The organism is Paenibacillus sp. FSL R10-2199 (assembly GCF_038000235.1).
Taxonomy (GTDB): domain Bacteria; phylum Bacillota; class Bacilli; order Paenibacillales; family Paenibacillaceae; genus Paenibacillus_AQ; species Paenibacillus_AQ phytohabitans.
This window is the reverse complement of record NZ_JBBOBO010000001.1, coordinates 5,329,429-5,353,244: the sequence shown is the minus strand read 5'-3', so window position 1 is coordinate 5,353,244 and position 23,816 is coordinate 5,329,429. Positions and strand designations below refer to the sequence as shown.

Annotated in this window: 27 protein-coding genes; 22 read left to right on the top strand and 5 right to left on the bottom strand. The window is 49.2% G+C overall.

All coding sequences use genetic code 11. The features are described 5' to 3' along the window. The first annotated feature begins 82 nt into the window (after positions 1-82). The 6 genes from NYE33_RS23410 to NYE33_RS23385 all read left to right on the top strand — a co-directional run bounded on the left by NYE33_RS23410 (position 83) and on the right by NYE33_RS23385 (position 4,288). Complete coding sequence (locus tag NYE33_RS23410) at positions 83-745, top strand: TetR/AcrR family transcriptional regulator (protein WP_341067828.1); 663 nt, start codon at positions 83-85, stop codon at positions 743-745. A 9-nt stretch (positions 746-754) separates the two neighbouring features. Next, the gene (locus tag NYE33_RS23405) at positions 755-1,099 is read left to right on the top strand and encodes a YojF family protein (protein WP_341067826.1); all 345 of its coding nucleotides are present in this window, start codon (positions 755-757) and stop codon (positions 1,097-1,099) included. Positions 1,100-1,137: 38 nt separating this feature from the next. Next, positions 1,138-1,845, top strand: coding sequence for a bacillithiol biosynthesis deacetylase BshB2 (gene bshB2 / locus NYE33_RS23400; RefSeq protein WP_341067825.1), 708 nt, complete (start codon positions 1,138-1,140; stop codon positions 1,843-1,845). 109 nt (positions 1,846-1,954) lie between these two features. Then, entirely contained in the window at positions 1,955-2,497 is a 543-nt protein-coding gene (locus tag NYE33_RS23395) for a GNAT family N-acetyltransferase (protein WP_341067823.1), read from the top strand. Between the two features lie 51 nt (positions 2,498-2,548). Further along, a complete protein-coding gene (locus tag NYE33_RS23390) occupies positions 2,549-2,857 on the top strand; it encodes a hypothetical protein (protein WP_171719522.1) in 309 nt (102 codons plus the stop codon). Between the two features lie 99 nt (positions 2,858-2,956). Continuing rightward, positions 2,957-4,288, top strand: coding sequence for a serine hydrolase domain-containing protein (locus NYE33_RS23385; RefSeq protein WP_341067820.1), 1,332 nt, complete (start codon positions 2,957-2,959; stop codon positions 4,286-4,288). An 81-nt stretch (positions 4,289-4,369) separates the two neighbouring features. Here the strand turns inward: NYE33_RS23385 and NYE33_RS23380 are convergent, their stop codons facing one another. Next, the gene (locus NYE33_RS23380; protein WP_341067818.1) at positions 4,370-5,749 is read right to left on the bottom strand and encodes an MFS transporter; all 1,380 of its coding nucleotides are present in this window, start codon (positions 5,747-5,749) and stop codon (positions 4,370-4,372) included. 113 nt (positions 5,750-5,862) lie between these two features. Here NYE33_RS23380 and NYE33_RS23375 point away from each other — a divergent pair, with 113 nt between their 5' ends. The 5 genes from NYE33_RS23375 to NYE33_RS23355 all read left to right on the top strand — a co-directional run bounded on the left by NYE33_RS23375 (position 5,863) and on the right by NYE33_RS23355 (position 10,092). Then, complete coding sequence (locus NYE33_RS23375; protein WP_341067816.1) at positions 5,863-6,744, top strand: LysR family transcriptional regulator; 882 nt, start codon at positions 5,863-5,865, stop codon at positions 6,742-6,744. A gap of 15 nt (positions 6,745-6,759) precedes the next feature. Next, positions 6,760-7,434: a bacillithiol biosynthesis deacetylase BshB2 gene (gene bshB2 / locus NYE33_RS23370; protein ID WP_341067813.1), complete on the top strand. Its 675-nt coding sequence runs from the start codon at positions 6,760-6,762 to the stop codon at positions 7,432-7,434. Between the two features lie 48 nt (positions 7,435-7,482). After that, positions 7,483-7,956, top strand: a complete 474-nt coding sequence (locus tag NYE33_RS23365; protein ID WP_042137278.1) for a MarR family transcriptional regulator — start codon at positions 7,483-7,485, stop codon at positions 7,954-7,956. Between the two features lie 151 nt (positions 7,957-8,107). Further along, positions 8,108-9,343 (top strand): MFS transporter, encoded by a 1,236-nt coding sequence (locus NYE33_RS23360; protein ID WP_340945710.1) that lies wholly within the window; start codon positions 8,108-8,110, stop codon positions 9,341-9,343. A 140-nt stretch (positions 9,344-9,483) separates the two neighbouring features. Then, positions 9,484-10,092, top strand: coding sequence for a sugar O-acetyltransferase (locus NYE33_RS23355; protein WP_042137280.1), 609 nt, complete (start codon positions 9,484-9,486; stop codon positions 10,090-10,092). Here NYE33_RS23355 and NYE33_RS23350 read toward each other — a convergent pair. From NYE33_RS23350 to NYE33_RS23340, 3 genes are all read right to left on the bottom strand, one after another. After that, the gene (locus NYE33_RS23350; protein WP_341067812.1) at positions 10,089-10,763 is read right to left on the bottom strand and encodes a LutC/YkgG family protein; all 675 of its coding nucleotides are present in this window, start codon (positions 10,761-10,763) and stop codon (positions 10,089-10,091) included. The genes NYE33_RS23355 and NYE33_RS23350 overlap by 4 nt on opposite strands. Further along, entirely contained in the window at positions 10,760-12,121 is a 1,362-nt protein-coding gene (locus NYE33_RS23345; RefSeq protein ID WP_418793857.1) for a LutB/LldF family L-lactate oxidation iron-sulfur protein, read from the bottom strand. The genes NYE33_RS23350 and NYE33_RS23345 overlap by 4 nt, the downstream gene beginning before the upstream one ends. Before the next feature lie 62 nt (positions 12,122-12,183). After that, complete coding sequence (locus NYE33_RS23340) at positions 12,184-12,933, bottom strand: (Fe-S)-binding protein (protein WP_042137285.1); 750 nt, start codon at positions 12,931-12,933, stop codon at positions 12,184-12,186. Positions 12,934-13,101: 168 nt separating this feature from the next. Here NYE33_RS23340 and aldA point away from each other — a divergent pair, with 168 nt between their 5' ends. Then, positions 13,102-14,547 (top strand): aldehyde dehydrogenase, encoded by a 1,446-nt coding sequence (gene aldA / locus NYE33_RS23335; RefSeq protein WP_256703944.1) that lies wholly within the window; start codon positions 13,102-13,104, stop codon positions 14,545-14,547. Between the two features lie 65 nt (positions 14,548-14,612). Here aldA and NYE33_RS23330 read toward each other — a convergent pair whose 3' ends face one another. Further along, a complete protein-coding gene (locus NYE33_RS23330) occupies positions 14,613-15,032 on the bottom strand; it encodes a GNAT family N-acetyltransferase (protein WP_042236440.1) in 420 nt (139 codons plus the stop codon). Between the two features lie 215 nt (positions 15,033-15,247). On the opposite strand from NYE33_RS23330, the gene NYE33_RS23325 reads away from it, so the two are divergent. The 10 genes from NYE33_RS23325 to ltrA all read left to right on the top strand — a co-directional run bounded on the left by NYE33_RS23325 (position 15,248) and on the right by ltrA (position 23,752). Then, complete coding sequence (locus NYE33_RS23325; RefSeq protein WP_197073119.1) at positions 15,248-15,991, top strand: metal ABC transporter ATP-binding protein; 744 nt, start codon at positions 15,248-15,250, stop codon at positions 15,989-15,991. After that, positions 15,984-16,826, top strand: a complete 843-nt coding sequence (locus tag NYE33_RS23320; RefSeq protein WP_144026133.1) for a metal ABC transporter permease — start codon at positions 15,984-15,986, stop codon at positions 16,824-16,826. The genes NYE33_RS23325 and NYE33_RS23320 overlap by 8 nt, the downstream gene beginning before the upstream one ends. Beyond that, on the top strand, positions 16,823-17,746 hold the full coding sequence (locus NYE33_RS23315) for a metal ABC transporter substrate-binding protein (RefSeq protein ID WP_341067807.1): 924 nt from the start codon (positions 16,823-16,825) through the stop codon (positions 17,744-17,746). The genes NYE33_RS23320 and NYE33_RS23315 overlap by 4 nt, the downstream gene beginning before the upstream one ends. 220 nt (positions 17,747-17,966) lie before the next feature. Continuing rightward, entirely contained in the window at positions 17,967-18,698 is a 732-nt protein-coding gene (locus NYE33_RS23310) for an SDR family NAD(P)-dependent oxidoreductase (protein ID WP_445669790.1), read from the top strand. Between the two features lie 225 nt (positions 18,699-18,923). Then, complete coding sequence (locus NYE33_RS23305; RefSeq protein ID WP_341067804.1) at positions 18,924-19,472, top strand: GNAT family N-acetyltransferase; 549 nt, start codon at positions 18,924-18,926, stop codon at positions 19,470-19,472. Positions 19,473-19,642: 170 nt separating this feature from the next. Continuing rightward, the gene (locus tag NYE33_RS23300; protein ID WP_341067803.1) at positions 19,643-20,398 is read left to right on the top strand and encodes a carboxymuconolactone decarboxylase family protein; all 756 of its coding nucleotides are present in this window, start codon (positions 19,643-19,645) and stop codon (positions 20,396-20,398) included. 22 nt (positions 20,399-20,420) lie between these two features. Beyond that, positions 20,421-20,576, top strand: a complete 156-nt coding sequence (locus NYE33_RS23295; protein ID WP_179093565.1) for a hypothetical protein — start codon at positions 20,421-20,423, stop codon at positions 20,574-20,576. Further along, positions 20,548-20,916 carry an SDR family NAD(P)-dependent oxidoreductase gene (locus tag NYE33_RS23290; RefSeq protein ID WP_144026134.1) on the top strand — a complete coding sequence of 123 codons (369 nt, stop codon included), beginning with the start codon at positions 20,548-20,550 and terminating at the stop codon, positions 20,914-20,916. Before NYE33_RS23295 ends, NYE33_RS23290 begins: the two co-directional genes overlap by 29 nt. 93 nt (positions 20,917-21,009) lie before the next feature. Continuing rightward, positions 21,010-21,867 (top strand): aldo/keto reductase, encoded by an 858-nt coding sequence (locus tag NYE33_RS23285; protein WP_076245856.1) that lies wholly within the window; start codon positions 21,010-21,012, stop codon positions 21,865-21,867. 493 nt (positions 21,868-22,360) lie between these two features. Next, positions 22,361-23,752, top strand: a complete 1,392-nt coding sequence (ltrA, locus tag NYE33_RS23280; RefSeq protein WP_081969805.1) for a group II intron reverse transcriptase/maturase — start codon at positions 22,361-22,363, stop codon at positions 23,750-23,752. Positions 23,753-23,816: the final 64 nt, after the last annotated feature.

Here is a 23,816-nt window from a genome sequence, read left to right as displayed (position 1 = left end):
GTGTCTATAATGTTTATTTTGTTTCTTGCTATGAGATTTTCATGTATAATGGGTTCACTGGCCAACAGGAGGAAAAAACAGTATGTCCTTAGACCCAAAGAAGTCCCAGGCGCAAAGCAAGCTATTGAAAAAAATCATTCCAGCCGTTATGAAGGATGGCTTCCAGCAGCTGAAAATGGAAGAAATCGCGAAGCTGATGGATGTCAGCCGTGCGACTATGTACAAGCATTTCTCCTCCAAAGAAGAGGTCATTACTGGTGTAGTGTACATTTTTGTGGACTACATAGATCAATTGAAGCTTCCTTCCGTGCAGGTGGAGGAAGAATTCCTCGGGGTTTCTTTTCAGCAGCTGTTTGAGCAGTCAATTTCGCTCGCCGGTAAAATATCTGAGGTGTTCCTGAAGGAGCTGCAGAGCGCTTACCCGGAGCTGTCCGACAGCCTGAGGTCGGCATTATTGCAGCGCGAGCAGCAATCGCTGGAATTCTACCGCCATGGTATAGACAAAGGCATATTCCAGCCGCTCAACGAAAGGTTCATTCTGCTTCAAGATGAGCTGCTGCTGCGCGAGATTATGAATACGAAATATTTACTGCAGAATCAGACCTCCATTCAGCAGGTGCTGACGGACTATTATCACTTCAAGAAAATCCAGCTGTTCCGCCCGGAGAAGATGGGGCTCATCGATGATCATCTGATCATTCCGGTCATTAATCATGTCGCAGAGAAATACAATCGTACACTGTAGGAGGACAATATGCAGCTAATTCACCCAAAAGATATCCAAACTCAAATCGACCGGTTCACCGGTCAGGACCTTTATATACACCTGGAGCTCACAACTGGTGCTTATGCCAGTCACATTGACAGTTCGCGTCCGCCGGGATCGGCGTTCATCAGTAATGCACTTACCCGCTACACGCACGGCTCAATTTCGGGAACAGGTCCTTACCGGGTCGGCCTGAAGACAGAGCAGGGCTGGATTTATGCGGAAGGGCTTACCCATGTGGATGAGAACGAAACTGAGCGGCTAATCCTGGCCGGACATGATAATCAGGGCAAGCTGATTGTGGCATTGCAGCTTAGCCGGAACCCTTTTTAATGCAAATGGAGGATCAAGCAGCCGTGAATAGCAGACCTATGCGAAATAAGAAGATCTTAGTTGTACTTCCCCATCCCGATGATGAGGCGTACTTTGTATCCGGAACCTTGGCTATGTACATTGAAGAAGGGGCTGAGGTTACTTATGCTTGTCTGACCCTCGGCGAGATGGGCCGCAACATGGGGGTTCCATTAATAGCGAACCGGGTTACCCTGCCGGTGATCCGTAAGGAGGAGCTCGCTGCGTCCTGTCAAGCAATAGGAATTCAGGACTTAAGAATGCTCGGCTTCCATGATAAAATGATCGAGTTCGAAGACCCGGATCTGCTGGATAGTCAGCTTATGAAGCTGATTCAGGAACTGGCTCCTTCGCTAGTCATTACCTTTTATCCGGGGTACAGCGTTCATCCTGATCATGATGCCACCGGCGCTGCTGTTATTCGGACCATTGACCGGTTACCTCTGACAGAAAGGCCAGTTGTACATTGCTCCGCTTTCTCTAACAATCATGAGAAGATGATCGGGAAAGCGGATGTAACTATAGATGTGACCTCATTCCTCGCTGTGAAGATTAAGTCCATTCTATCGCACAGCTCCCAGTTCCAGGAGGACAAGCTTCTTGGCGGACGCGATATAACAGATGCTGTAATCCGCAGCAAATTCGGCACTGAACGCTTCTGGACCTATTCATTCGAGGAGCATGATACGACTAACTGGATTGGAGAATTGCTGTGTGCGCAGACATAAGTGCTAAGTACATAGAACAAGTTTCCGTTACCGAACCGGACTATATAGCCGTTAATCTCGAAGACGCAGTGAATTATGTGATGAATTTAGCTGGATAGGAGTGTTACTGATGACAGAACAACAAGTGTACATACGGTTTCCTGAGGATACAGATGCTGTTGAGCTGATGGCGATGTACAAGCGCAACCGGGAGTTTTTTGAAGAGCATTCGCCGGACGTTCCTGATGAGTTCTATACAGAAGAGTACCAGCGCGACAAGATTGCACAGTATAAGGAAGACAGGGCAGAGGACGAAAGATACGATTTTCTGGTATGTCACAAGGCAGATCACCGGATTATCGGCACCGTAGGGTTGTCTTTTGTGGTGCGGGGACCGCTGCAGAGCTGCATGATCGGGTACAGCCTGGATAAGGATTATAACGGAAAAGGCTACATGACTGAGGCTGTGAAGCAAGTAGTGGACTATGCCTTCGAGGAGCTGAAGTTCCACCGGATCACAGGGGAAGCTTCCCCCGCAAATCCCGGATCGATCCGTGTGCTGGAGAATGCCGGGTTCCACAAGGAAGGAATTGCCCAGCGCAACGTGAAAATCAGGGGAGTATGGGAGGATCATCAGATTCTGGCCATTCTCAATCCGTCAGATCTGATCTAACAGAAGTTATGCAGTCATAGCATTCATATTCTTAATTTCGGAGGTTCATCTATGAGTCAGCGTTTGCGTATCACCCGTTCGATGCAGGAAGGCAATGCAGAGCAAGCCATTACTTTGGAAGAGTGCACACAGTATTTTGCAGACAAACCCGATTTCTCGTATTCACAAGTCTTAACCGTAAAAGGACCCGAGAGCACGATGTCCATTGATGGTGACTTTTTCATGTGGAGCTATGAAGGGATGGAGTTTCCTTTCCGGTTGTACATGGGAGATCTGTACGTAGCCCTTTCCACAGAAGCCATAGTTCCTGTAATGCTCGAGGTTGCCACCGCCCTGCGGGCTGACGTAGTTGAAGGGTAGCTTAGGGAAAGTTCAGGTTAATCTGTTTATTACACATTAAGTAACCCCTGGTGATGTTATATTTATCCAATGAATACGGCACATTTAGGGGGCAATTGTATGAATACCTATCGGACGATCGAAAGTGCGTTGCACGCGATGTTAAGCGAATTTATTGAGAATGGACCGTTTACGGGATTAGCTATAGGAATTGTTAAAGATAACGAGGTTATCTTCACAGGTGAGTATGGAACAGCCAATGTGGCGACAGGCGAGCCAGTGGATAGCAGCACTTTATTTCACCAAGCTTCTGTCTCCAAAACATTCGTAGTTACGGCTGTTATGCAGCTGGTGGAACGCGGACAGTTAGAGCTGGATTCGCCCGTCAAGAACTATCTTCCTTATTTCAAAATGGAGGATGAACGTTATCTTCAGATTACTGTAGGGCAGCTGCTCAACCATACCTCCGGCATGCCGGATGAAGAGGATTATGCCTGGGACCGGCCTGAATACGATGAAGAGAGTCTCGAACGGTACGTGAAAAGCGTCAGCCGTCACAAGCTGCTGAGCGAACCCGGCACTCATTTTGCTTATAGTAATATCGCTTATGAGATTCTGGGAGATTTGATCGCCAAGGTCAGCGGTCTGAGCTTTGAGCAGTATATGAATGAGCATATTCTTGAACCGGCGGGGATGACATCCAGTTCATTTCTGAAGCAGGAGGTGGAAACGGCTCTGGCCGCTCCTCATGTGCTGAACAATTCAGCAGGGTACGGCCCCGGCGTAAGTGAGGTGTTTCCATACAACAGGGCGCATGCCCCCAGTTCCACGCTGTATACCAACGCCCAAGATATGTGCCATTATATGCTGATGCAGCTGAGCCAGGGGAAGGCCAAGGACCGGTATAATGCCTTACAGCCCGGCAGCTATGATCAGATGTGGAATCCTACTATGGCTACAGGCTGGGGACCTGAGCATGAGCAGGTCGGGCTGGGATGGTTCCTGGGCCAATATAAAGGGTTCCGGATTCTCTCGCATTCCGGATGGGATACCGGCTTTCTGAGTGACCTGATCCTGTTCCCGGATGACAATATAGGCATCTCTATAATGACCAACTGTGACTATGTATGGCTGGGCAGCGTAACCTACCCAATCCTTGATCTGCTGCTGGGTTCAGATATTAGTCAGCTCAAGCAGTCGATGGCACATTTCGTTGCCAAGGTTGCTGTAACCAATGGAGTCGATAAAGCACTTGAAGAATACCAGCGTATCAATAGTTTGGAGCAAGATAAGTATTATTATGTTGATTTTGAATTTGTTCGCGTTTCGGATACTTTAAGCTGGAGGGGCCACCGTGAAGAAGCTATCCGTGTTCTTACCTGTGCCGCCGCAATCTTCCCTGATAGTGAATCTGTTTCAGGCAGGCTGAAGGAGCTTATGGCAGAAGTGTAGACATTTGCAGATACTTAATAAGAACCTATCAAGGCCCCTCCTACAGCCACAAGGACTGCGGAGGAGCCTTTTTATAAGATTCTATAGTTGCTGCACTGAATCCATACGCCGCCAGCCCATGTACACCAGAGACAGGGCAACAACGGTGAGGATGATCCCCAGTACCCGGAATCCTTCGAAGCTGAACTGATTCCCCATCACGATGCCGATCAGCAACGAAGAGAGGATGGTCCCGAAGTATCTGGACGTACTGAATAATCCGGAGGATACGCCGATAATGTCTTTGGGGGAACTGTTGAACAAGGCGGCTTGCATCGCGACATTGTTCAATCCGTTACTGATTCCGAAGGCCGCCAGAGCGAGGCATATGCTGATCAACGGAGATGACGGATTCAACATCACGATCCATACTGACCCGAGTGTCATAAGGATTGCGGATACTACCATGGCTGGCCTTGGACCTGACACATCAATCCATTTCCCAGCCAGCGGAGAGACAACCAGTGAGCATAAACCCAGACTTAACATAAGAATTCCCGTGTGGAACTCGCTGACATGACGAACCAGCTGCAGGTAAGACGGCAAGCCGAAAAAGACAGAATAAAACAGAAGATTAACCAGCATGAACTGGAGATTGACCCAGGTCAGCGCCGGATAGCTCGCGAAAGTCCGCAGCGGAATAAAGGGTGATTTGGCGAAGAGCTCATGCCGCACGAAGACTGCAAGGAGAACTAGTCCGGCCAGGCCGGCTATAACATTGAATAAGGAGACATGTCCGGAGGATTTGGCAGACAGCAGTTGAGCTAGCAGGGCAACCAGACCTACAGAGAATAGCAGAATACCAGCTACATCCATACGGTTCATCCATTGGCGTACAGACAGCTTATTGGCAGCGGCCGCCAGCGGCTGGTCCTTCGGAATAGTCCTCCAGGCTAACACGAAGCTTGCCGTCACAAAGGGAACATTGATGAAGAAGATGGACGACCAGCCCCATAAGTGAATCAGTACCCCTCCGATAAAAGGCCCAATGGCTGCGGCTCCCGATGTGAACATAGACAGAACAGACAGCGCGGTAGCCTGCTTCTCCGTAATATGCACCCGTACAATGGCCATTCCTACCGCCACCACCATACTGGTTCCAACGGATTGTACAATCCGGAATACGATTAGCCACCCGAAGCCCGGGGCCAACGGAGCTAATATTGAAGCAACGAAGACGATAACCAGCCCGGTAAGAAAGATGGTCCTGCGTCCGAATATATCACTGGCTTTGCCCATGACAGGTTGAGCAACCGCGCTGGCAATATAGAATGAGAAGATAATCCAGGAGACTACGGTGTAATCAAGCTGGAAATGATGCTGTAATCGTGGTATAGCCACAGAAACCATTGAAGAGTTGAGCGGGTTTAGCAGGATTCCCAGCCCGACGGATATCATTAACCACCAGCTGCGGGTATTCATTGTAATTTCCCCCTATCATTGCGTTAGGGATATCGTACTTGAAATGGGTTATTTACTCCAACGCATTTTATGTTATGATTTCATAGACTTGAGGGAATGAATGGAGGCGGGTTATGGAACTTCTTCAATTGCAATATTTCATCGCAGTGGCCCGTTTGGAGCATATGACCGAAGCTGCGCTTACGTTGCATGTGACTCAGTCCTCACTCAGCAAGACCATCCAGCGCCTGGAAGAGGATCTTGGGGTTCCCTTGTTTGACCGGACCGGGAGGAAGCTGCGCTTAAATGAGTCCGGCTGCAGATTTCTTCCGCGTGCGGAGAAGGCCTTGTTTGAATTGGAGCAGGGGAGGCAGGAGCTTAGAGATCTGTCCAGTCTGGAGCCGGATACACTTGAATTAGCCGTCACTACCGCGAGCACATTGCCTAATATCCTCCGGGAATTCCGCAAAAAGCTGCCGGCTGTCCATTTTCACGTACAAATGCTGTCCATGCAGGAGATGATTACCCTTCTTCGAAGGGGAGAGGTCGATTTCTGTTTGTCCTCACCTCCGGTATGGGGAGAAGATATGGAGTGTCAAATCGTCTGCACCGACCCGATCTATGTTGCCGTTCCAGCGGGACACCGTTTGGCAGGCCGCCAGAGCTTATCGCTAATAGAGCTTAAGGATGAATGGTTTGCCGGTGTGAAAAAGGGCTACGGGATTCGTGATTTGGTGGACTCCGTATGCCAATCCGCAGGATTTACCCCACAGTATGTGTATGAAGGGGATGAACCGGCAAGGCTCGTCGCCCTGGTGGAAGCCGGGATCGGCTTAGCCTTCATACCCGGCACGGCCAAGAATGCCCAGGATAATATAGTGTTGATCCCTGTTGAGGATCAGGGACTGGTCAGGGAGATCGCCTTGTTATGGCATAAGAGCCGCTACATTTCACAGGCTGGACGGATATTCCGTGACGTCGTTATTGAATATTTTGATGGAAACAATGAAGAATGAAGGGGGCTGTGAGCCATGGATATTAATCAAGCTGAACATAAGCGCGTGCTAGTTGTATTTCCGCATCCCGATGATGAAGCCTTCGCTGCTGCAGGGACCCTGGCAAAGTACATAGACAGTGGTGCCGGGGTGACCTATGCCTGTCTGACCTTAGGGGAGATGGGACGGAACATGGGAATCCCGCCATTCGCGAACCGGGTTACTTTGCCGGAGATCCGCAAGGAAGAATTGATAGCCTCCTGCCGTGCGATTGGCATACAAGATTTAAGAATGCTTGGTTTCCACGATAAAATGATCGAATTCGAAGACCCGCAGCTCCTGGATAATACACTGCTGGTACTGCTCGAGGAATTGACCCCGTCACTCGTCATTACCTTTTATCCCGGCTATAGTGTCCATCCCGATCACGATGCCACCGGAGCCGCTGTCATCCGGGCGGTCGGCAGGCTCCCGTCTGCGAAGCGGCCAATAGTTCACTGCATTGCGTTCTCCAGCAACCATGAGCAGATGATCGGCCCGGCGGATGTGAACGTAGACGTGACTGCATTCCTAACGAAGAAAATGGCCTCGATTCAGGCCCACCGTTCGCAATATCAAGCGGCGGAGCTTGTGGGAAGCCGGGAGCTGACTGCGGAGGAGATTCAAACCCGGTTCGGACGGGAATCCTTTTGGACCTACCGGATGGAATAAGTGCTACAATAATAATGTTAATGCACTAAGGCGTCGGGAGGGCAGGCCATGAACAAAGAAGAACAGGTCCTGATGAATTTCAGGGATTTATTTAACAAGCTGAGCTGGCTGAATAAATCCAAGATGGAAGAGAGTCTTAAGGGGTACAAGCCCTCTGAGGTACATTGCATCGAATATATCGGGCAAAATGCGGATTCCAACGTGACCATACTTGCGGAGCATTTTTATATGACTAGAAGTGCTATAAGCAAAATAACCAAGAAGCTCATGGAAAAGGGCTATATCGAAAGCTACCAGAAGCCGGATAATAAGAAAGAAATCTATTTCAGGCTTACGAAGCAAGGGGAAGCGGTCAGCAAAGTCCATGAGGAGCTGCACCAGGAATTCCGCGAGCGGGATAAAGCTGTATTCGAGCAGGTAACCGAGGAGCAATATGACAACATGCTTGGCTTCATTGAGAAGTATAGCAGGCATTTGGATGCAGAAATCACAAAACTCGGTACAGATTTGAAATCGGAATGAATTGAATACTGATAATGAAACCTCAGGCAGCCGGGCTCTTTCGAGAACGGTTGTCTTTTTTATTGTATTTTTGTTGACGAGGAAACAAAAATGCAGTAGGATGATTATGTTTCCTAGGAAACATAATCATGACGTTTGAGGGGAGAATTACATGTTCAAATCCAGATCACACTCTACACAGAACACAGAACAAACCGTAGACAGACACGCTTTAATCTTCGGCCTTATCTCTGTATTTCTGTGCGGAATAGGCTTCACTATCATAGCGCCTGTCGTTCCATTCTTAGTGCAGCCGTATACCGATAATCCGGGAGAACAAGCGGTAATGGTTACGCTGCTGACCTCCGTTTATGCATTTTGCGTATTTTTTGCGGCCCCGGTACTTGGAGCACTAAGCGACAAATACGGCCGCCGTCCATTGCTCTTAATATGCCTGTTAGGTTCTGCGATCGGGTACTTTATTTTTGGTATAGGAGGAGCCCTGTGGGTACTGTTCGCCGGTCGGATCATAGAAGGTATAACAGGCGGGAGCATCAGCACGATCTTTGCCTATTTTGCAGACATTATTCCACCGGAGCAAAGAACCAAATACTTTGGCTGGGTGAGTGCGGTCGTAGGTGCAGGCACCATCATTGGCCCGAGTGTAGGCGGATTACTTGCCAAGTTTGGCTATGCTGTACCGATGTATTTTGGAGCGGCCATTACTTTATTGAATGTTATCTACGGATTCTTCTACATGCCGGAGAGTCTGAGCAAGAATAATAGACTGCAAGAGATTACCTTTGTTAGACTGAATCCATTCTCACAGCTGGCCAGTCTGCTCTCCATGAAAAACTTGAACAGGCTGCTTATTTCCGCCTTCCTGCTCTGGATACCTAATGGATCTATGCAGGCTGTGTTCTCACAATTCACAATGGATTCCTTCAGCTGGAAACCGGCAATCATCGGACTAATGTTCTCCATTATGGGTTTTCAGGATATCCTGTCGCAAGGCTTCATCATGCCCAAGCTTCTGAAGAAATTAAGTGATCAGCAGATCGCCGTACTTGGAATGGTCTCGGAGATTATAGGCTATGGGTTCATTGCCGTCTCGTCACTCTTAGCGTTCTATCCGCTTTTCATCGTTGGAATGTTCATCTTCGGCTTTGGTGATTCGATCTTCGGGCCTTCGTTCAACGGGATGCTATCCAAGTCTGTCGATTCGAGTGAACAAGGGAGGATTCAAGGCGGCAGCCAATCGATTCAGGCGTTGGCCAGGATGATCGGGCCTCTCATTGGGGGGCAAATCTATGTATCGCTTGGTCATTCTGCGCCTGCTGTTATGGGGATCATCCTAATCGCAGCGGCAATACCGGTTCTATACAAGAGAACGCATGTAACAATGTAAAATGTCTTGCAGCCCCGCCAATCAGTGGGGCTCTTGTTCTTCCTATATAATTATGGTATAACTTATTATAAGTCATTTAATAAGTGGTGATTGAGGTGCAGGTCGGCCGATTACTCTACAAGAAAAGGCAGGAACAAACAATGAACCAGAAAGAAAGAATGCTTGCAGGTCTCCCTTATAAAGCTTGGCTGGATGGATTAACGGAAGAGAGAACAGCTGCCAGACTGATGGTCCATCAGTTCAATCTGCTCCGTCCTGATGAAGAAGAGGAGAGAGCAGCACTGATCCGGAAGATTATCGGCAAGACAGGAGAGGTAATTCATATCGAAGCGCCCTTCCACTGCGATTATGGAACCAACATCTCTGTGGGGAATAATTTCTATGCTAATTTCAACTGTACTATTCTTGATGTCGGCAGAGTCGTCATCGGTGATAATGTCATGTTTGCTCCGAATGTATCGCTCTATACCGCAGGACATCCCGTCCATCCCGATTCCCGGAATTCAGGCTATGAATATGGGATCGCTATAACGATCGGCAATAATGTCTGGATCGGCGGCAACGTGATCGTGAATCCGGGCGTAACCATAGGTAACAATGTAGTGATCGGGGCTGGCAGCGTGGTGACCAAGGACATTCCCGATAACGTGATAGCAGTAGGCAGCCCATGCAGAATTATCCGTGAGATCACCGAGGAAGACCGGAAATTTTATTATAAGGATAGAGAATTTGATGTTACGGATTACTAAATAAGCACATAGGTAGCTCTCAGCGGTCCATGCACACCCACCACGAGTTTCATTTCGATATCGGCGGAATTGGAGGGGCCGGAGATGAAATTAATTGATGAGCCCACCGGCTCACCGGCTTGAATTCTCCGGTTAAACGCTGCTGCTGCCTGAGTAGAACGGAGCACAAGCCTCTGCCGCTCAATCACCGCAATATAATGGGCAGGCAGGAAGTGAAGGGAGCGGCCCTGATCCGGGCGGCTCTCTACCACAACCGTTCCGGACTCAGCCAGCGCACAGTCGGCGAAGATAATCGCTGTATTCGCTGATTCAGCCCGCATAACATTCTCCTCTCTTCCTGCTGCTTCCTCCCACACGGCGGCATCCGGGAACTCCAGCCCGTATTCGGCAAACCGGGGATCTCCGGAAGTCATAACCAGCCCGCCGCCCTTCGCTTCTATAAGATCATCCAAGGTCCGCTGCAGAATCTCCGGATTCGATTCAATCACTTGAGTGTGAATGAAGAAACACTGCTCCTTAAGAATCTCTACCAGATCATCGTTAGTTAGCTCGCCATAGTTGTCCGGAATCAAGTCCTGTATAACAGGCCGCTGAACATTAGTCTTACGTTCCCGGCCCAGCTTAGCGGCAATTGTATTCAGAAAAGCCTCCTTATTCGAGGATACTGTCATTGCTCTGACCCTCCTTTACGTTTCTCCATCCATGCCCGGAAGCTGTCCTGCTGCTTGACGGGCTGCTTGAGGTCGCGGGCATGAATCCAGCCGTGAATCAAGGCTGGTCCTCTTACGATTCGCCCCTGTTTACTCATCAATCGGCTGGCGGAGTGTGCTAACCGCAGGGTCCGGCCGAATAGGGCAGGGGAGGACAGCAGCCGGCTGGCCGCTTTCATCTGAAGCCTGTCTGCGGCGCCGGTTCTTCGCTGCCCGACAATGTTCTGCCGGTGCATGATCAGCTGCTCATGCAGCGGAATCTTCACCGGGCAGACATCTGTACAAGCACCGCAGAGACTGGAGGCAAACGGCAGCTCCTTATAGTCATCGTACCCGCCAAGCAGCGGAGTGATTACCGCACCGATCGGGCCCGGATAGATTGATCCGTAGGCATGCCCGCCGATATGGCGGTAGATCGGGCAGACATTAAGGCAAGCACCGCAGCGGATACACTGCAACGCCTCGTTAAATTCACTTCCCAGAATATCGGACCGGCCGTTGTCGACAACAACCAGGTGGAATTCCTCGGGACCATCTGTCTCTCCGGCTGCAGAAGGCCCCAATACGGTAATGTAGCTGGTTAATTTCTGTCCGACGGCACTGCGGCAGAGCAGGTTATCCAGAACCTCCATTTCCTCCATGGTCGGGACAATCCGTTCCATACCCATCACCGCAATATGGGTCTTCGGAATGGCAGCCGTAAGATCACCATTGCCCTCATTGGTCACCAGATTGATCGCTCCCAGATTAGCTATGGCGAAGTTGCAGCCCGTAATCCCGACTTCAGCTTCCAGGAACTTCTGCCGCAGAACCGTCCGGGCGAATCCGGCCAGATTCTCCGGGGTTTCATCTCCCGTATATCCGAGCTTCTCTGAGAACACCCGCCGGATTTGTCTCCGGTCTTTATGCAATGCGGGAGCGACGATATGCGAGGGCGGGTCCCAATCATCCATTTGGAGGATATACTCCCCAAGATCCGTCTCAATCAGCTCACAGCCGGCTTCGATCAGGACATGGTTCAGCTCAATTTCCTCCGTGACCATAGATTTGGATTTTACAACCTTTTTAGCCTGCTTGCGGACGATCACATCTCTTATATAACTGCTGGCTTCTTCTTTGGTAGCTGCAAAATAAATATGGCCGCCTTGTCGCTCAACATTATCTGCGAGCTGGCCGAGATAATAATCCAGATTCTGCAGGGTATGCTGGCGGATAAGCTGGCCTGCGTTACGCCACTGCTCCCAATCCCCTAGTGCGGTGGCGGCAGACAGACGTCTAGTCTTGAGACTGTCCTGCGCAGAACCGACAGCATTTCGCATGAATGAATCCCCAAGACCTTCTGTAGTCCGTTCGCTGAAATTACGTTTATCGGTTTGCAGGCTCAAGTCCGGCTTCCTCCTCTGCTAACAACAGGCTGATGCTGATTCAGCACTTCAGCAATATGCATAATCTTGACAGGCTCACCCTTGCGGGACAGACGACCCCCGATATTCAGCAGGCAGCCCATATCTGCACTAATCAGAATATCAGCTCCGGTATCCTTGATACAGCCGCATTTCTCGTCCACCATCTGCTCGGAAATCTCGGGCATTTTGACCGAAAAGGTTCCGCCAAAACCGCAGCAGTTATCGCTGTTCTTAAGCGGCTCCAGCTGCAGTCCTCTGACGTGTTCAAGCAGCTGATATGGAGTTTCCTTCTCACCCAGCAGTCTTGTCATATGGCAGGAACGGTGGTAGGTGGCGGTTCCTTCAAGGCTTGCACCAACATCAGTGACGCCAAGCACCCTGACGATGAACTGCGTGAACTCATAGGATTTCTCCTTCAAAGCAACCGCTTTCAATTCCCACTGCGGATCACCTTTGAAGATCTTCGGGTATTCATGGAACATAGCAATGCAGGAGCCGGAAGGACCCACGACATATTCGGAGTTCTCGAAGGCAAGCATCATATTCTGCATGGCGAGCTTCGAATCCTTCAGATAGCCGCTGTTGTAAGTGGGCTGCCCGCAGCAGACCTGCGAAGCCGGGAAATCGATCTCACAACCCAGCCGCTCAAGGACTTCAACCATAGCAATACCGACCTCCGGGGTCATAAGGTCTACTAAACAAGTAGAGAAAATACTGACTTTCACAGCCGATCCCTCCAATCAATGTAACCCTATATTCATAGCTTAACTCAAGAAGTCAATGAAAAACAACATAAAAACAAATAGTAAATGTGAATCTTATTGACAATAAATATTGATAGCGTTTACACTATGGTTGGCAATTGTAATAATCTACCTTGAGGGGGAGAAACAGTGACCAAGCATTTGATGTATATCGATGGCCAATTTACGGAATCCGAAGGCAAAGAATGGATCGAAGTAACCAACCCGGCAACAGATGAAGTAATCTCACAGGTTCCCAAGGCTACAAGGAATGATGTCATACGTGCCATTAATGCAGCGGAAGAAGCCCAATTAGCCTGGGAGGAATCTCCGGCCGTCGAGAGAGGCAGATATTTGCATGCCATTGCAGACGGGATACGCGCGGAGGCGGACAGCATCGCCAGGCTGATCTCGGAAGAAGTAGGCAAGACATTGGAATTATCTGCGGTAGAGGTTAACTTTACAGCGGATTATTTGGATTATATGGCGGAATGGGCACGGCGTTATGAAGGGGAGATCGTTCAGAGCGACCGTGATAATGAGAATATTTTTGTGTTTAAACGGGCAATTGGTGTAACGACAGGCATCCTGCCCTGGAATTTCCCGTTCTTCCTGATCGCGAGAAAGATGGCTCCGGCGCTGATTACCGGCAATACGATTGTCGTCAAGCCAAGTGCGGAATCCCCGAACAATGCCGTGGCCTTCAGCCGTATTGTTGATAAAGCCGGCCTGCCCAAAGGGGTATTCAACCTGGTAACAGGCAGAGGCGGAGAAGTAGGCCATGAACTGGCCAGTAACCCGAAGGTCGGAATGGTCAGTCTTACAGGCAGTGTACCCGCCGGACAAAAGGTGATGGAGGCGGCCGCCGAGAATATCATCAAGGTCAGTCTGGAGCTGGGCGGCAAGGCACCGGCGATTGTCATGAAGGATGCCGATCTGGACCTGGCGATCAAAGCGATCGTAGATTCCCGGGTGATTAATACAGGCCAAGTCTGTAACTGTGCAGAGCGCGTCTATGTACATGAGGGCATTAAGGATGAATTCACCTCCCGCCTGGTTGAAGCTATGAAGGCAGTGAAATACGGAGACCCGCTCAAGGATAAGGATATTCATATGGGGCCGCTGATTAATAAGGCCGCACAGGAATCGGTTCAACAGAAGGTAGACCGTGCAGTACAAGAGGGGGCTACAATTGCTCTTGGCGGTAAAAAGGTAGAAGGTGCAGGCAGTTTCTTCGAGCCGACGGTCATCACGAATGCCACCAACGACATGGAGATTGTGCAGGATGAAATCTTCGGACCGGTTATCCCGGTCATTTCGTTCTCCACCCTGGATGAAGCGATCGCGCTTGCCAACGACAGTGAATTCGGCTTAACCTCGTCCTTATATACCCAGAATTTGAATGTCGCTATGAAAGTAATCAAACGTCTGAAATACGGAGAGACCTACATTAACCGCGAGAATTTTGAAGCGATGCAGGGCTTCCACGCAGGCTGGAGAAAGTCCGGGATCGGCGGTGCCGACGGCAAACATGGACTGAACGAATACCTGCAGACGCACGTAGTCTATCTACAGTATGACAAGTCAGTTAACTAAATGAACTCATAATTCTCGCAGATATAATAAATGCTCCCAGGCAGTGTGGGAGCATTTTTGCGTGGTTATTCAAGACTTTTCTTCAAATAATATTTCGTCTGGCCTTCCTGGGGACAATTATGGATCTCCCCGAAGACCTCGTACCCCAGCTTCTGATAAAAGTGCGGAGCCTGCCAGCTCATGGTAGTTAATTCACTCACCTTACAGCCGTGCGACCGGGCTCTGTCTTCCAGCTCCTTGAGCAGTATTCCGCCTAGTCCGTTGCCTCTATAGGCGGGATCGACGGCCAGCAGGTGAACATTTAGAATCTTCCAGACCATATCACCGGTAATGCCTCCTACATATGTATCACCTTCATAAGCTGCCAGCGAGATCACTTCGCGCTCATAAGGCGGAATGCTGTCATCCATCCGCCGGCTATGCTCCTCCAGTAATCCCGATATTTCCTGACTGTTCTGCTCCAGGTTCAAATCTGCGATTCTCAACCCAATCACTCCTTCTGCTGAAATTGTAACACAAATTTAAATTATTATTGACAATTTGCCCGCAGTTAAATATATTGTTCATAAGACTAAATGTTTCCCGCAGGAAACAATTATGTATTCAGAACTTATTGTTTCATTCAGGAAACAAAGAATATTCAGACTCATAATTACGTCATATTTCAGACAGCTATTAGCAGATAAGGAGTTAGCATATGATCGAGATTAAAGACCTAAATGTTGATTATTTCGGCAGTTCAGCACTGGAGAATGTGAATCTCGAGATCCCGTTCGGGCATACGGTGGGGATCATCGGACCGAATGGCGCAGGGAAATCAACACTGATTAAGGCATTATTAGAAGTGATTAAGAAGAGAACTGGCTCGGTCAGGGTTGAGGGCAGGGATATTTCGGAGTACAAACGGAAGATTGCCTACGTGCCGCAAAAAAATGATATTGATCTCACGTTTCCGATCACGGTGAAGGATACGGTGTTGACTGGAACCTACCCGAACCTGAGAATCTTCCAGCGCCCCGGCAAAAAAGACCGGGAACGGGCCGAGGAATGTATGGCGATGGTGGATATAAGCGATCTTGCGAATAAACAAATCAGCAATTTATCCGGCGGACAGCTGCAAAGGGTCTTTATTGCCAGGGCACTCGCCCAGGGAGCGGACGTTTTTTTCCTGGATGAACCGTTTGTCGGGATCGACATGGTCAGTGAGAAGATTATCGTGAATCTGCTTAAGCATCTTCGTGAAGAGGGCAAAACCATTCTCGTCGTTCACCATGATCTGCATGAGGTGGAAGAGTATTTTGACAAAATTATTATCCTGAATAAAAAACTGATCGCCTTTGGAGATGTGAAAGATACCTTCACTACCGACAATATCCGCGCAGCATATGGTGCCTCCTTGGGCAATGTGATCATCAAAGGGGCAGGAGGGACCGAATATGATTAATTATATGTCAGACTTGTTCAACATCCCGGTCTATGCGCTTAACGCCGGCTTATCCGCCATCATCCTGGGCATTGTATCGGGGGCGCTGGGCAGCTTCATTGTTCTCCGGAAGATGTCGCTGATGGGCGATGCTTTATCTCATGCTGTACTGCCTGGTGTAGCCTTGTCCTACATACTGGGGATCAACATCCTGCTGGGCGCATCCCTGTTTGGCCTGCTGGCCGCAATCCTTATCCAATTCATTACAAGCCGCAGTACGATCAAAAGCGACACCTCTATCGGCATTATACTCAGTTCATTTTTCGCCCTGGGGATTGTCCTCATTACTTTTGCCAAAAGCGGTCTGGATCTGACTCATATTCTGTTCGGGAATATCCTCGCCGTTCCGCAGTCTGAGTTAACGCAATCTTTCATCATCATGCTCGTTGTGATTGCCATTATTGTATTGCTGTATAAAGAGCTGCTGATCAGCTCGTTCGATCCGGTAGTTGCCAAGGCTTATGGTTTAAAAACAGGCTTCTATCATTATCTGCTGATGATGCTGCTGTCTGTAGTTACGGTATCCTCGTTATCGCAAGTGGGGATTGTGCTTGTCATTGCGATGCTGGTGATCCCGGCAGCCACCTCCTATTTATGGACCCATACGCTGATCCACATGATTGTATTAGCCTCTGCGGTGGGGGCGGTATCGGGAATTGTAGGTGTGTATCTCAGCTTTGGCTTTAATCTCCCGACAAGTGCCACGATAGTACTGGTGGGTGTGAGCCTGTTCGCGGTCTCCTTCATACTGTCACCCAAAAATAATTTCTTAAGGAAAGGGCTGAAGCAAGGATGAAACAACTCAAATGGCTATCCTCTATCGTACTGATCTCACTGCTCGCTGCTTGTTCTAATACTAATGAGGGGGAAGCGGGTGAGGATAAGCTGCAGATTGTTGCCACGTACTCCATCATCGCAGATATGACCGAGAATATTGTCGGGGACAAAGCTGAAGTATACAGTATGGTTCCCATCGGAACAGACCCCCATATGTATGATCCATTACCTGCCGATACGGGCAAGGTGTCCAGCGCAGATTTGATTTTCTATAACGGCCTGAATCTGGAGACGGGAAAAGGATGGTTCCAGGACCTGCTGAAGGTGACGAACAAGAATGAGGTTGCCTTTGCTGTCTCCGATGAAGTGACCCCGATGTATCTGACTGAGAAAGGCAAGGAAACGCAAGTGGACCCCCATGCCTGGCTGGATATCCAGAATTCCATTAAGTACGTGGATGTGATCACCAAACGTGTAATTGAACAGGATCCGGACAACAAGGAGTATTATCTTAACAATCAGACAGCCTACGTGAAGAAACTGAATGAGCTGGACCAATACGCCAAAGAGGAAGTAAATAAGATCCCGCAGGAACAGCGGATTCTTGTTACCAGCGAAGGGGCATTCAAGTATTTCTCGAAGGCTTACGGCTTCGAATCTGCTTTCATCTGGGAGATTAATACGGACAGCCAGGGGACGCCGGAGCAAATGAAACGGATCATTAGTATTATTGAAGAGAATCAGGTGCCTGCGTTATTCCTGGAGACGAGCGTGAATCCCAAGACGATGGAGACCATCTCTAATGAGACAGGAGTGCCCATACATTCTAAGATCTTCACTGATTCTTTAGCTAAAAAAGGGGAAGACGGCGACACCTACATTAAGATGATTCAATGGAATATCGACAAGGTCATCGAAGGGTTGTCACCTGATAAATGAAGGTAAGGCACATGAAGAGTGTCCAAAAAGCGGAATCCGCTGCTTGGAACACTCTTTTTAGGTTTCATGGTTTGCTGCGGATGCCCGCTTTGCGAGGTGTTTTGCGGACATTATTACATGAACTGCAAGCATTCCGTTATGGATATGCCACGCCTAGTCTCGTATAATCAACTGGTGTACTGCATTTTACTTACGAGAAATCGGGCAGGAGGTGAGCCTGTTGGAGAGTCGATGGGCTATAGTTACGGGTGCTGACCGGGGCGTTGGGCTGAGTCTGGTTAAGGCACTGCTGGAGCAGGGTTATCATGTGTTGGCCGGGCAGTATCTGCAGGAGAGCAATGAACACTTGGAACAGCTGAAGGCAAGCTATGAAGAGCAGCTGCAGGTGCTGAACCTGGATATAAGCAACGCAGAAAGTGTACAACAAGCGGTCGCGGCTATTGCAGCTTACACGGACCGGGTGGACATACTGATTAACAACGGGGCGATTCTGGGTGATATGAGCAAGACGATTCAGGATACGCTGGATTTTGATGAAATGGAGCAGGTCTTCCGGGTGAACACGCTAGGCTCGCTGCGGATGTCGAATGGCTTAATTGATTCTATTCTCCGGAGTGACAGCAAGCTGATCGTTAACATTTCATCAGAAGCAGGCAGTATTGGAACCTGCTGGCGCAACAGCTGGTACGCTTACTGCATGTCCAAGGCCGCGCTAAATATGCAGTCTCAATTAATTCAGAATCAGATTGCGGCGCAGGGCGGCAAGGTTATGGTTCTCCATCCGGGTCATGTCCAGACTTATATGCAAGGAAAGCTGGATATAACCGGAAGCCTCACCGCTGATGAATCAGCCGGGTCTATTCTGCAGCAGATCGCGAATCGCCTGAAGTCGGATTACAAGCAGCAAGAGCTTACTCTGATTGACTATGCCGGTAATACGCTGCCCTGGTAAGTGGTGAAGATCCAATTTCATTTTAAAATCCTGCACAAATTGCAACAATGTGCTCATTTTTCCGGCACCAATCCGCCATTGTTGTATGAAATGCAGCATTTCTTCGCTTCCCAGCGGCTAATTATAGAAGAAACTTGCCTGAAGTTTAGCTTTCGGGCTTTTTTAATGGGATCGTATAATATGAAGCTGAGAGCCCGTCAGCAATTATATGTGGAGGTGTGTGTAATGGCAGAACAGAAGTACAGGCCGGAGGTAAGCATTGAACCTTGGGATGCCGGAGATTTCGGATTGCTGCAGCAATTGAATTCTCCCGAGATGACAGTGTTCCTTGGAGGACCGGAGACGGAGGAGAAGCTCCTGTCCCGTCATAAACGTTACTGTGAGATTGCCGGAACTGGAACAGGGAGAATGTTCAAGATCCTGTTGCAGCCAGAGCTAGAAGTAGCCGGCAGTGTAGGTTACTGGGATCAGACTTGGCATGGGGAACCGGTGTATGAGATCGGATGGAGCGTGTTAACTGCTTTTCAAGGGCAAGGTATAGCTGCAGAAGCAACCGTTAAGGCCCTAGCTAGGATCCATTCAGAGCAGAAGCACAAGTATATTCATGCTTTCCCCAAAATCAGCCATCCTGCTTCTAACGCCATTTGCAGTAAGCTTGGCTTCACATTTATGGGTGAATGTGATTTTGAATATCCTTTAGGCACGATGATCCGGTGTAACGACTGGAGAATAGCTCCGGACCTGAAAGTTAATTTTAATAGACATTTTCGTTAAAATAGTACATTACTGTACTTTTTAGGCGAAATCATAAATTGTATTATAAAGAGACTCAAGTATAATAATAGACATGAATTCATTTAAATAAAGGGTTAGCCAACTTGTTTGGTTGACCCTTTTTGGCGGAAGAATAATAAGCGTCCAGAAATAATCAGGAGGAGTACACAATGGAGATTACAGATGCCGCAAAGAAATACCACGAAAGAATGTTTCCGGGCTACGAATCCAAGCTTCAAGTAACCGATCCCGAGTTTATCGAGCGGTTTGATAATTTTGCATTTGATGAAGTGGTTCATCAGGATGATTTGGATGACCGGACCCGTATGATGGCCATTCTATCTGTATTAATCGGCTGTCAGGGAATCGATGAGTTCAAAGCTATGCTGCCCGCAGCCCTGAACTTTGGCGTTACACCGGTAGAAGCCAAGGAAATAGTCTATCAGTCCGTCGCTTATCTCGGTATTGGCAGAGTTCTTCCTTTCCTGCATGTCCTGAATGATGTATTGACTGCGGGAGGTGTGGAGCTTCCTCTACCGGGGCAGGCCACAACCACTATGGAAACGCGTCTTAAAGCGGGGATTCAGGCGCAGGTGGATATTTTTGGCGAGAGCATGCAGGAGTTCTGGAAATCAGGACCGGAGGAGAGCCGGCACATCAATCAATGGCTTGCGGCTAATTGCTTCGGCGACTACTATACCCGGCAAGGACTGGATCTCAAACAAAGAGAGATGATTACGTTCTGCTTCCTGTATGCCCAAGGCGGTTGTGAACCGCAGGCGACCAGTCATGCCGCAGCCAATATGAGGCTTGGAAATGATAAGGAGTTCTTGATCAAGGTCATTTCTCAATGCCTGCCTTACATCGGTTATCCGCGCAGTCTGAATGCGCTGCGGTGTGTGAACGAAGCAGCAGCGAAATCATAGTTAACAGGAGGATAGAATGATTATGCACAAAAGAACATGGCTGATTACAGGTGTCAGCAGCGGGTTTGGTTATGTGATGACGCAGCAGCTCCTTGAGCAAGGGGACAAGGTAATCCTATGGCGGACAGGTTGCCTTCCCGGGCAATTCAATGTACCATGCTACCAAATTCGGCATTGAAGGCTTCTGTGAATCTGTGGCCCAGGAGGTCGCTGCTTTTAACATCGGGATTACACTCGTAGAACCGGGAGGAGCCCGTACCGAATTCCGCTATGGCAGCGCACAGGTTGCTTCATTAATGCCAGAATATGAGGGGAATCCTGCGCACGGCTTTTTGAGCATGCTGGACGGTTCGAATGGACTGGCTCCCGGCGATCCGGCGCGTATGGCTGCCCGTATTATCGAGAGTGTGAACGTAGAGCCTGCACCGATGCGTATGGTGTTAGGCTCCCAGGCATTGGCCGCCACCCTGTCGACCCTTATTAAGCGTGTTGCTGATTTTGAGAAGCAGACCGACTAGGCTGCCTCAACGGACTTTCCGGCTGGTGAATAACCGGCACTAATCAGACGGGGTTAAAATCACTTGTAACTATTAACTTTGGAGGAATTACAAATGGAGTATGTAACGTTAAACAACGGAGTACAAATGCCGATTCTGGGCTATGGAGTCTATCAGATTTCAGATCACGCGGAATGTGAGAAATGTGTGCTGGATGCCCTAAGCGTAGGCTACCGTTCCATTGATACCGCACAAGCTTACCGGAATGAGGAAGCCGTTGGCCGTGCTATTAAGAAGAGCGGAGTTCCCCGGGAAGAATTGTTTATCACAACCAAAGTATGGATCTCTAATGCAGGCAATGAACAAGCTAAAGCTTCTATTGAAGAATCCCTGCGAAAGCTGCAGCTGGATTATTTGGATCTGGTCCTGATTCATCAGCCGTTTGGGGATTACTACGGAACGTACCGTGCATTAGAAGAGCTGTATAAGGCCGGTACCCTCAGAGCAATTGGTGTAAGTAATTTCTATCCGGACCGATATATCGACCTTGTGCAGTTTACTGAAGTAGTGCCGGCTGTAAATCAGGTGGAGACCCATGTCTTCAACCAGCAGGTCAAAGCTCAGGAAATCATGGAGAAATACCATACGCAGATTGAATCCTGGGGTCCTTTTGCCGAAGGGAAAAATAATTTGTTCACCAACACCACCTTACAAACGGTGGCTGATCAATATCATAAATCCACGGCCCAGGTGGCGTTGCGCTATCTGATTCAGAGAGGCGTGGTAGTCATTCCCAAAACAGTTAGCCGAAACAGAATGGAAGAAAACATGAATGTATTTGACTTCGGACTGACGCCGGAGGACATGGCTAAGATCGCTGCACTCGATACAGGCGAAAGCGCATTTTTCTCCCACTACGATCCGCAAGTCGTTGAGAACCTCACTGGCTACGGGAAACAGGGTCTAGAATAAAACGCAGATCCAGTATAGATAGCCAGACATGGGCAGTTAAAAGAGAAGGGCAGCTTCTTAACGGGAAGCTGCCCTTCTTTTAGTACGCCCAGCATGGGCGTCATCTTTAGGGTGAAAGTCCCGAACGGGGGCTGGCGAGCGCCTACCGTTAGCCAAGGGCAAGGGTGTCCACCGTGAGGTGGAATCTGAAGGAAGCCGGAGGCAAAAGCACGGGCCAAGGTACACGAACTGGATTTGAGGCTGTGTCAGTCGGATGAGTCACCTAAACATGACGAAATCCAAAGCCGCCAAGGGCTGGCGCGGTATACTCCAGTGGTCGCGGGCAGACAGATGACGTTCTTATCTGGGGAGACCTGTCAGATAAGCAAGAAAAAAAAACTTGTAACCGTAGCTGAGAGGCTGCGCTGAACTGGCAGGAGTCAGCAGAAGCCATAGTACGTAAGCTGTTGCAACAATTTACGGAAGGGCTGAACCGAAAGGAGAGAGGAAAGCGATGCGTTCGCATGAAGAGCAACGACAGCAGAATATCTCGCAAGGGAGCTTGCGGCAAAGAGAAGCGGTGAAGCCGTCAGGGTATGCCGGAGCGCCGAGTTCTTCGTCGGCACAAGTCGTCCCTTCCTCTCGCGAAGACCAGAACAACTTGCTGGAGCAAATGCTCAAAGGAGATAACCTTCGACTCGCTTACAAACGAGTGGTGCAAAATGGAGGAGCGCCCGGTGTGGACGGTGTAACGGTAGCGAATCTACAAGTTTACCTGAATACGCACTGGACATCGGTGAAAACTGAACTTCTGACGGGAACTTACAGACCTGCGCCAGTCAAACGGGTGGAAATCCCCAAACCTGGAGGCGGTGTACGGCAGCTAGGCATCCCGACTGTGATGGACCGTTTCCTCCAGCAAGCACTTTTACAAGTCATGAACCCGATCTTTGACGCACAATTCTCGTGGTACAGCTACGGCTTTCGGCCGGGGAAGAGCGCGCATGACGCCGTTAAACAAGCCCAAAGATATATCCAAGGCGGCCTCAGATGGGTCGTGGATTTGGATCTGGAGAAATTCTTTGACAAGGTAAACCACGACATGCTAATGGCAAGAGTGGCGCGGAAAGTGGAGGACAAAAGAGTGCTGACGCTAATCCGTGCTTACTTAAACGCCGGAGTTATGGTGGATGGAAAATGGGAGCGTAGCCGGGAGGGAACGCCACAAGGCGGTCCGCTTAGTCCGCTTCTAGCAAACATTCTATTGGATGATCTGGACAAGGAACTGACCGGGCGAGGTTTGCGATTCGTACGCTACGCGGACGACTGTAATATCTTTGTGGCGAGTAAACGAGCAGGCGAGCGTGTCATGGAATCGGTAAGTCGGTTTGTAGAAGGAAAGCTAAAACTGAAAGTAAACGGGGAGAAAAGTGCGGTAGCGAGACCTTGGCACCGAAAGTTCTTAGGATTCAGTTTCCTGAGCCAGAAACAGGCAACGATTCGGATTGCTCCGAAGAGTCTCGCAGCTTTTAAAGGGAGAATTCGAGAGCTAACGAAACGTACCTGGTCCATTTCCATGGAAGAAAGGATTTACCGACTGAACCGCTATCTGATGGGTTGGCTCGGTTATTTCCGTCTAGCCTCGGCGAAGACACACTTCCAAACACTGGACCAGTGGATTCGGAGGAGACTTCGAATGTGTCTGTGGAAACAGTGGAAACGAGTACGTACACGAATCCGCGAGCTTCGAGCACTCGGGGTTCCAAAGTGGGCTTGTTTTAAGATGGCCAACTCGCGGCGAGGCGCGTGGGAAATGTCCCGGAACACGAATAACGCCCTTTCGACTTCCTATTGGGAAGCAAAAGGGCTGAAGAGTTTACTTTCACGCTATCTGGAACTTTGTTAACCTTTTGGAACCGCCGTATGCGGACCCGCATGTACGGTGGTGTGAGAGGACGGGGGCTTGCCGC

Excerpts from the sequence above, each read along its gene's own strand:
- NYE33_RS23410 (WP_341067828.1), top strand. The coding sequence starts at position 83 with ATGTCCTTAGACCCAAAGAAGTCCCAGGCGCAAAGCAAGCTATTGAAA.
- NYE33_RS23405 (WP_341067826.1), top strand. The coding sequence starts at position 755 with ATGCAGCTAATTCACCCAAAAGATATCCAAACTCAAATCGACCGGTTC.
- bshB2 (WP_341067825.1), top strand. The coding sequence starts at position 1,138 with ATGCGAAATAAGAAGATCTTAGTTGTACTTCCCCATCCCGATGATGAG.
- NYE33_RS23395 (WP_341067823.1), top strand. The coding sequence starts at position 1,955 with ATGACAGAACAACAAGTGTACATACGGTTTCCTGAGGATACAGATGCT.
- NYE33_RS23390 (WP_171719522.1), top strand. The coding sequence starts at position 2,549 with ATGAGTCAGCGTTTGCGTATCACCCGTTCGATGCAGGAAGGCAATGCA.
- NYE33_RS23385 (WP_341067820.1), top strand. The coding sequence starts at position 2,957 with ATGAATACCTATCGGACGATCGAAAGTGCGTTGCACGCGATGTTAAGC.
- NYE33_RS23380 (WP_341067818.1), bottom strand. The coding sequence starts at position 5,749 with ATGAATACCCGCAGCTGGTGGTTAATGATATCCGTCGGGCTGGGAATC.
- NYE33_RS23375 (WP_341067816.1), top strand. The coding sequence starts at position 5,863 with ATGGAACTTCTTCAATTGCAATATTTCATCGCAGTGGCCCGTTTGGAG.
- bshB2 (WP_341067813.1), top strand. The coding sequence starts at position 6,760 with ATGGATATTAATCAAGCTGAACATAAGCGCGTGCTAGTTGTATTTCCG.
- NYE33_RS23365 (WP_042137278.1), top strand. The coding sequence starts at position 7,483 with ATGAACAAAGAAGAACAGGTCCTGATGAATTTCAGGGATTTATTTAAC.
- NYE33_RS23360 (WP_340945710.1), top strand. The coding sequence starts at position 8,108 with ATGTTCAAATCCAGATCACACTCTACACAGAACACAGAACAAACCGTA.
- NYE33_RS23355 (WP_042137280.1), top strand. The coding sequence starts at position 9,484 with ATGAACCAGAAAGAAAGAATGCTTGCAGGTCTCCCTTATAAAGCTTGG.
- NYE33_RS23350 (WP_341067812.1), bottom strand. The coding sequence starts at position 10,763 with ATGACAGTATCCTCGAATAAGGAGGCTTTTCTGAATACAATTGCCGCT.
- NYE33_RS23345 (WP_418793857.1), bottom strand. The coding sequence starts at position 12,121 with ATGCGAAATGCTGTCGGTTCTGCGCAGGACAGTCTCAAGACTAGACGT.
- NYE33_RS23320 (WP_144026133.1), top strand. The coding sequence starts at position 15,984 with ATGATTAATTATATGTCAGACTTGTTCAACATCCCGGTCTATGCGCTT.
- NYE33_RS23315 (WP_341067807.1), top strand. The coding sequence starts at position 16,823 with ATGAAACAACTCAAATGGCTATCCTCTATCGTACTGATCTCACTGCTC.
- NYE33_RS23305 (WP_341067804.1), top strand. The coding sequence starts at position 18,924 with ATGGCAGAACAGAAGTACAGGCCGGAGGTAAGCATTGAACCTTGGGAT.
- NYE33_RS23300 (WP_341067803.1), top strand. The coding sequence starts at position 19,643 with ATGGAGATTACAGATGCCGCAAAGAAATACCACGAAAGAATGTTTCCG.
- NYE33_RS23295 (WP_179093565.1), top strand. The coding sequence starts at position 20,421 with ATGCACAAAAGAACATGGCTGATTACAGGTGTCAGCAGCGGGTTTGGT.
- NYE33_RS23290 (WP_144026134.1), top strand. The coding sequence starts at position 20,548 with ATGTACCATGCTACCAAATTCGGCATTGAAGGCTTCTGTGAATCTGTG.
- NYE33_RS23285 (WP_076245856.1), top strand. The coding sequence starts at position 21,010 with ATGGAGTATGTAACGTTAAACAACGGAGTACAAATGCCGATTCTGGGC.
- ltrA (WP_081969805.1), top strand. The coding sequence starts at position 22,361 with ATGCGTTCGCATGAAGAGCAACGACAGCAGAATATCTCGCAAGGGAGC.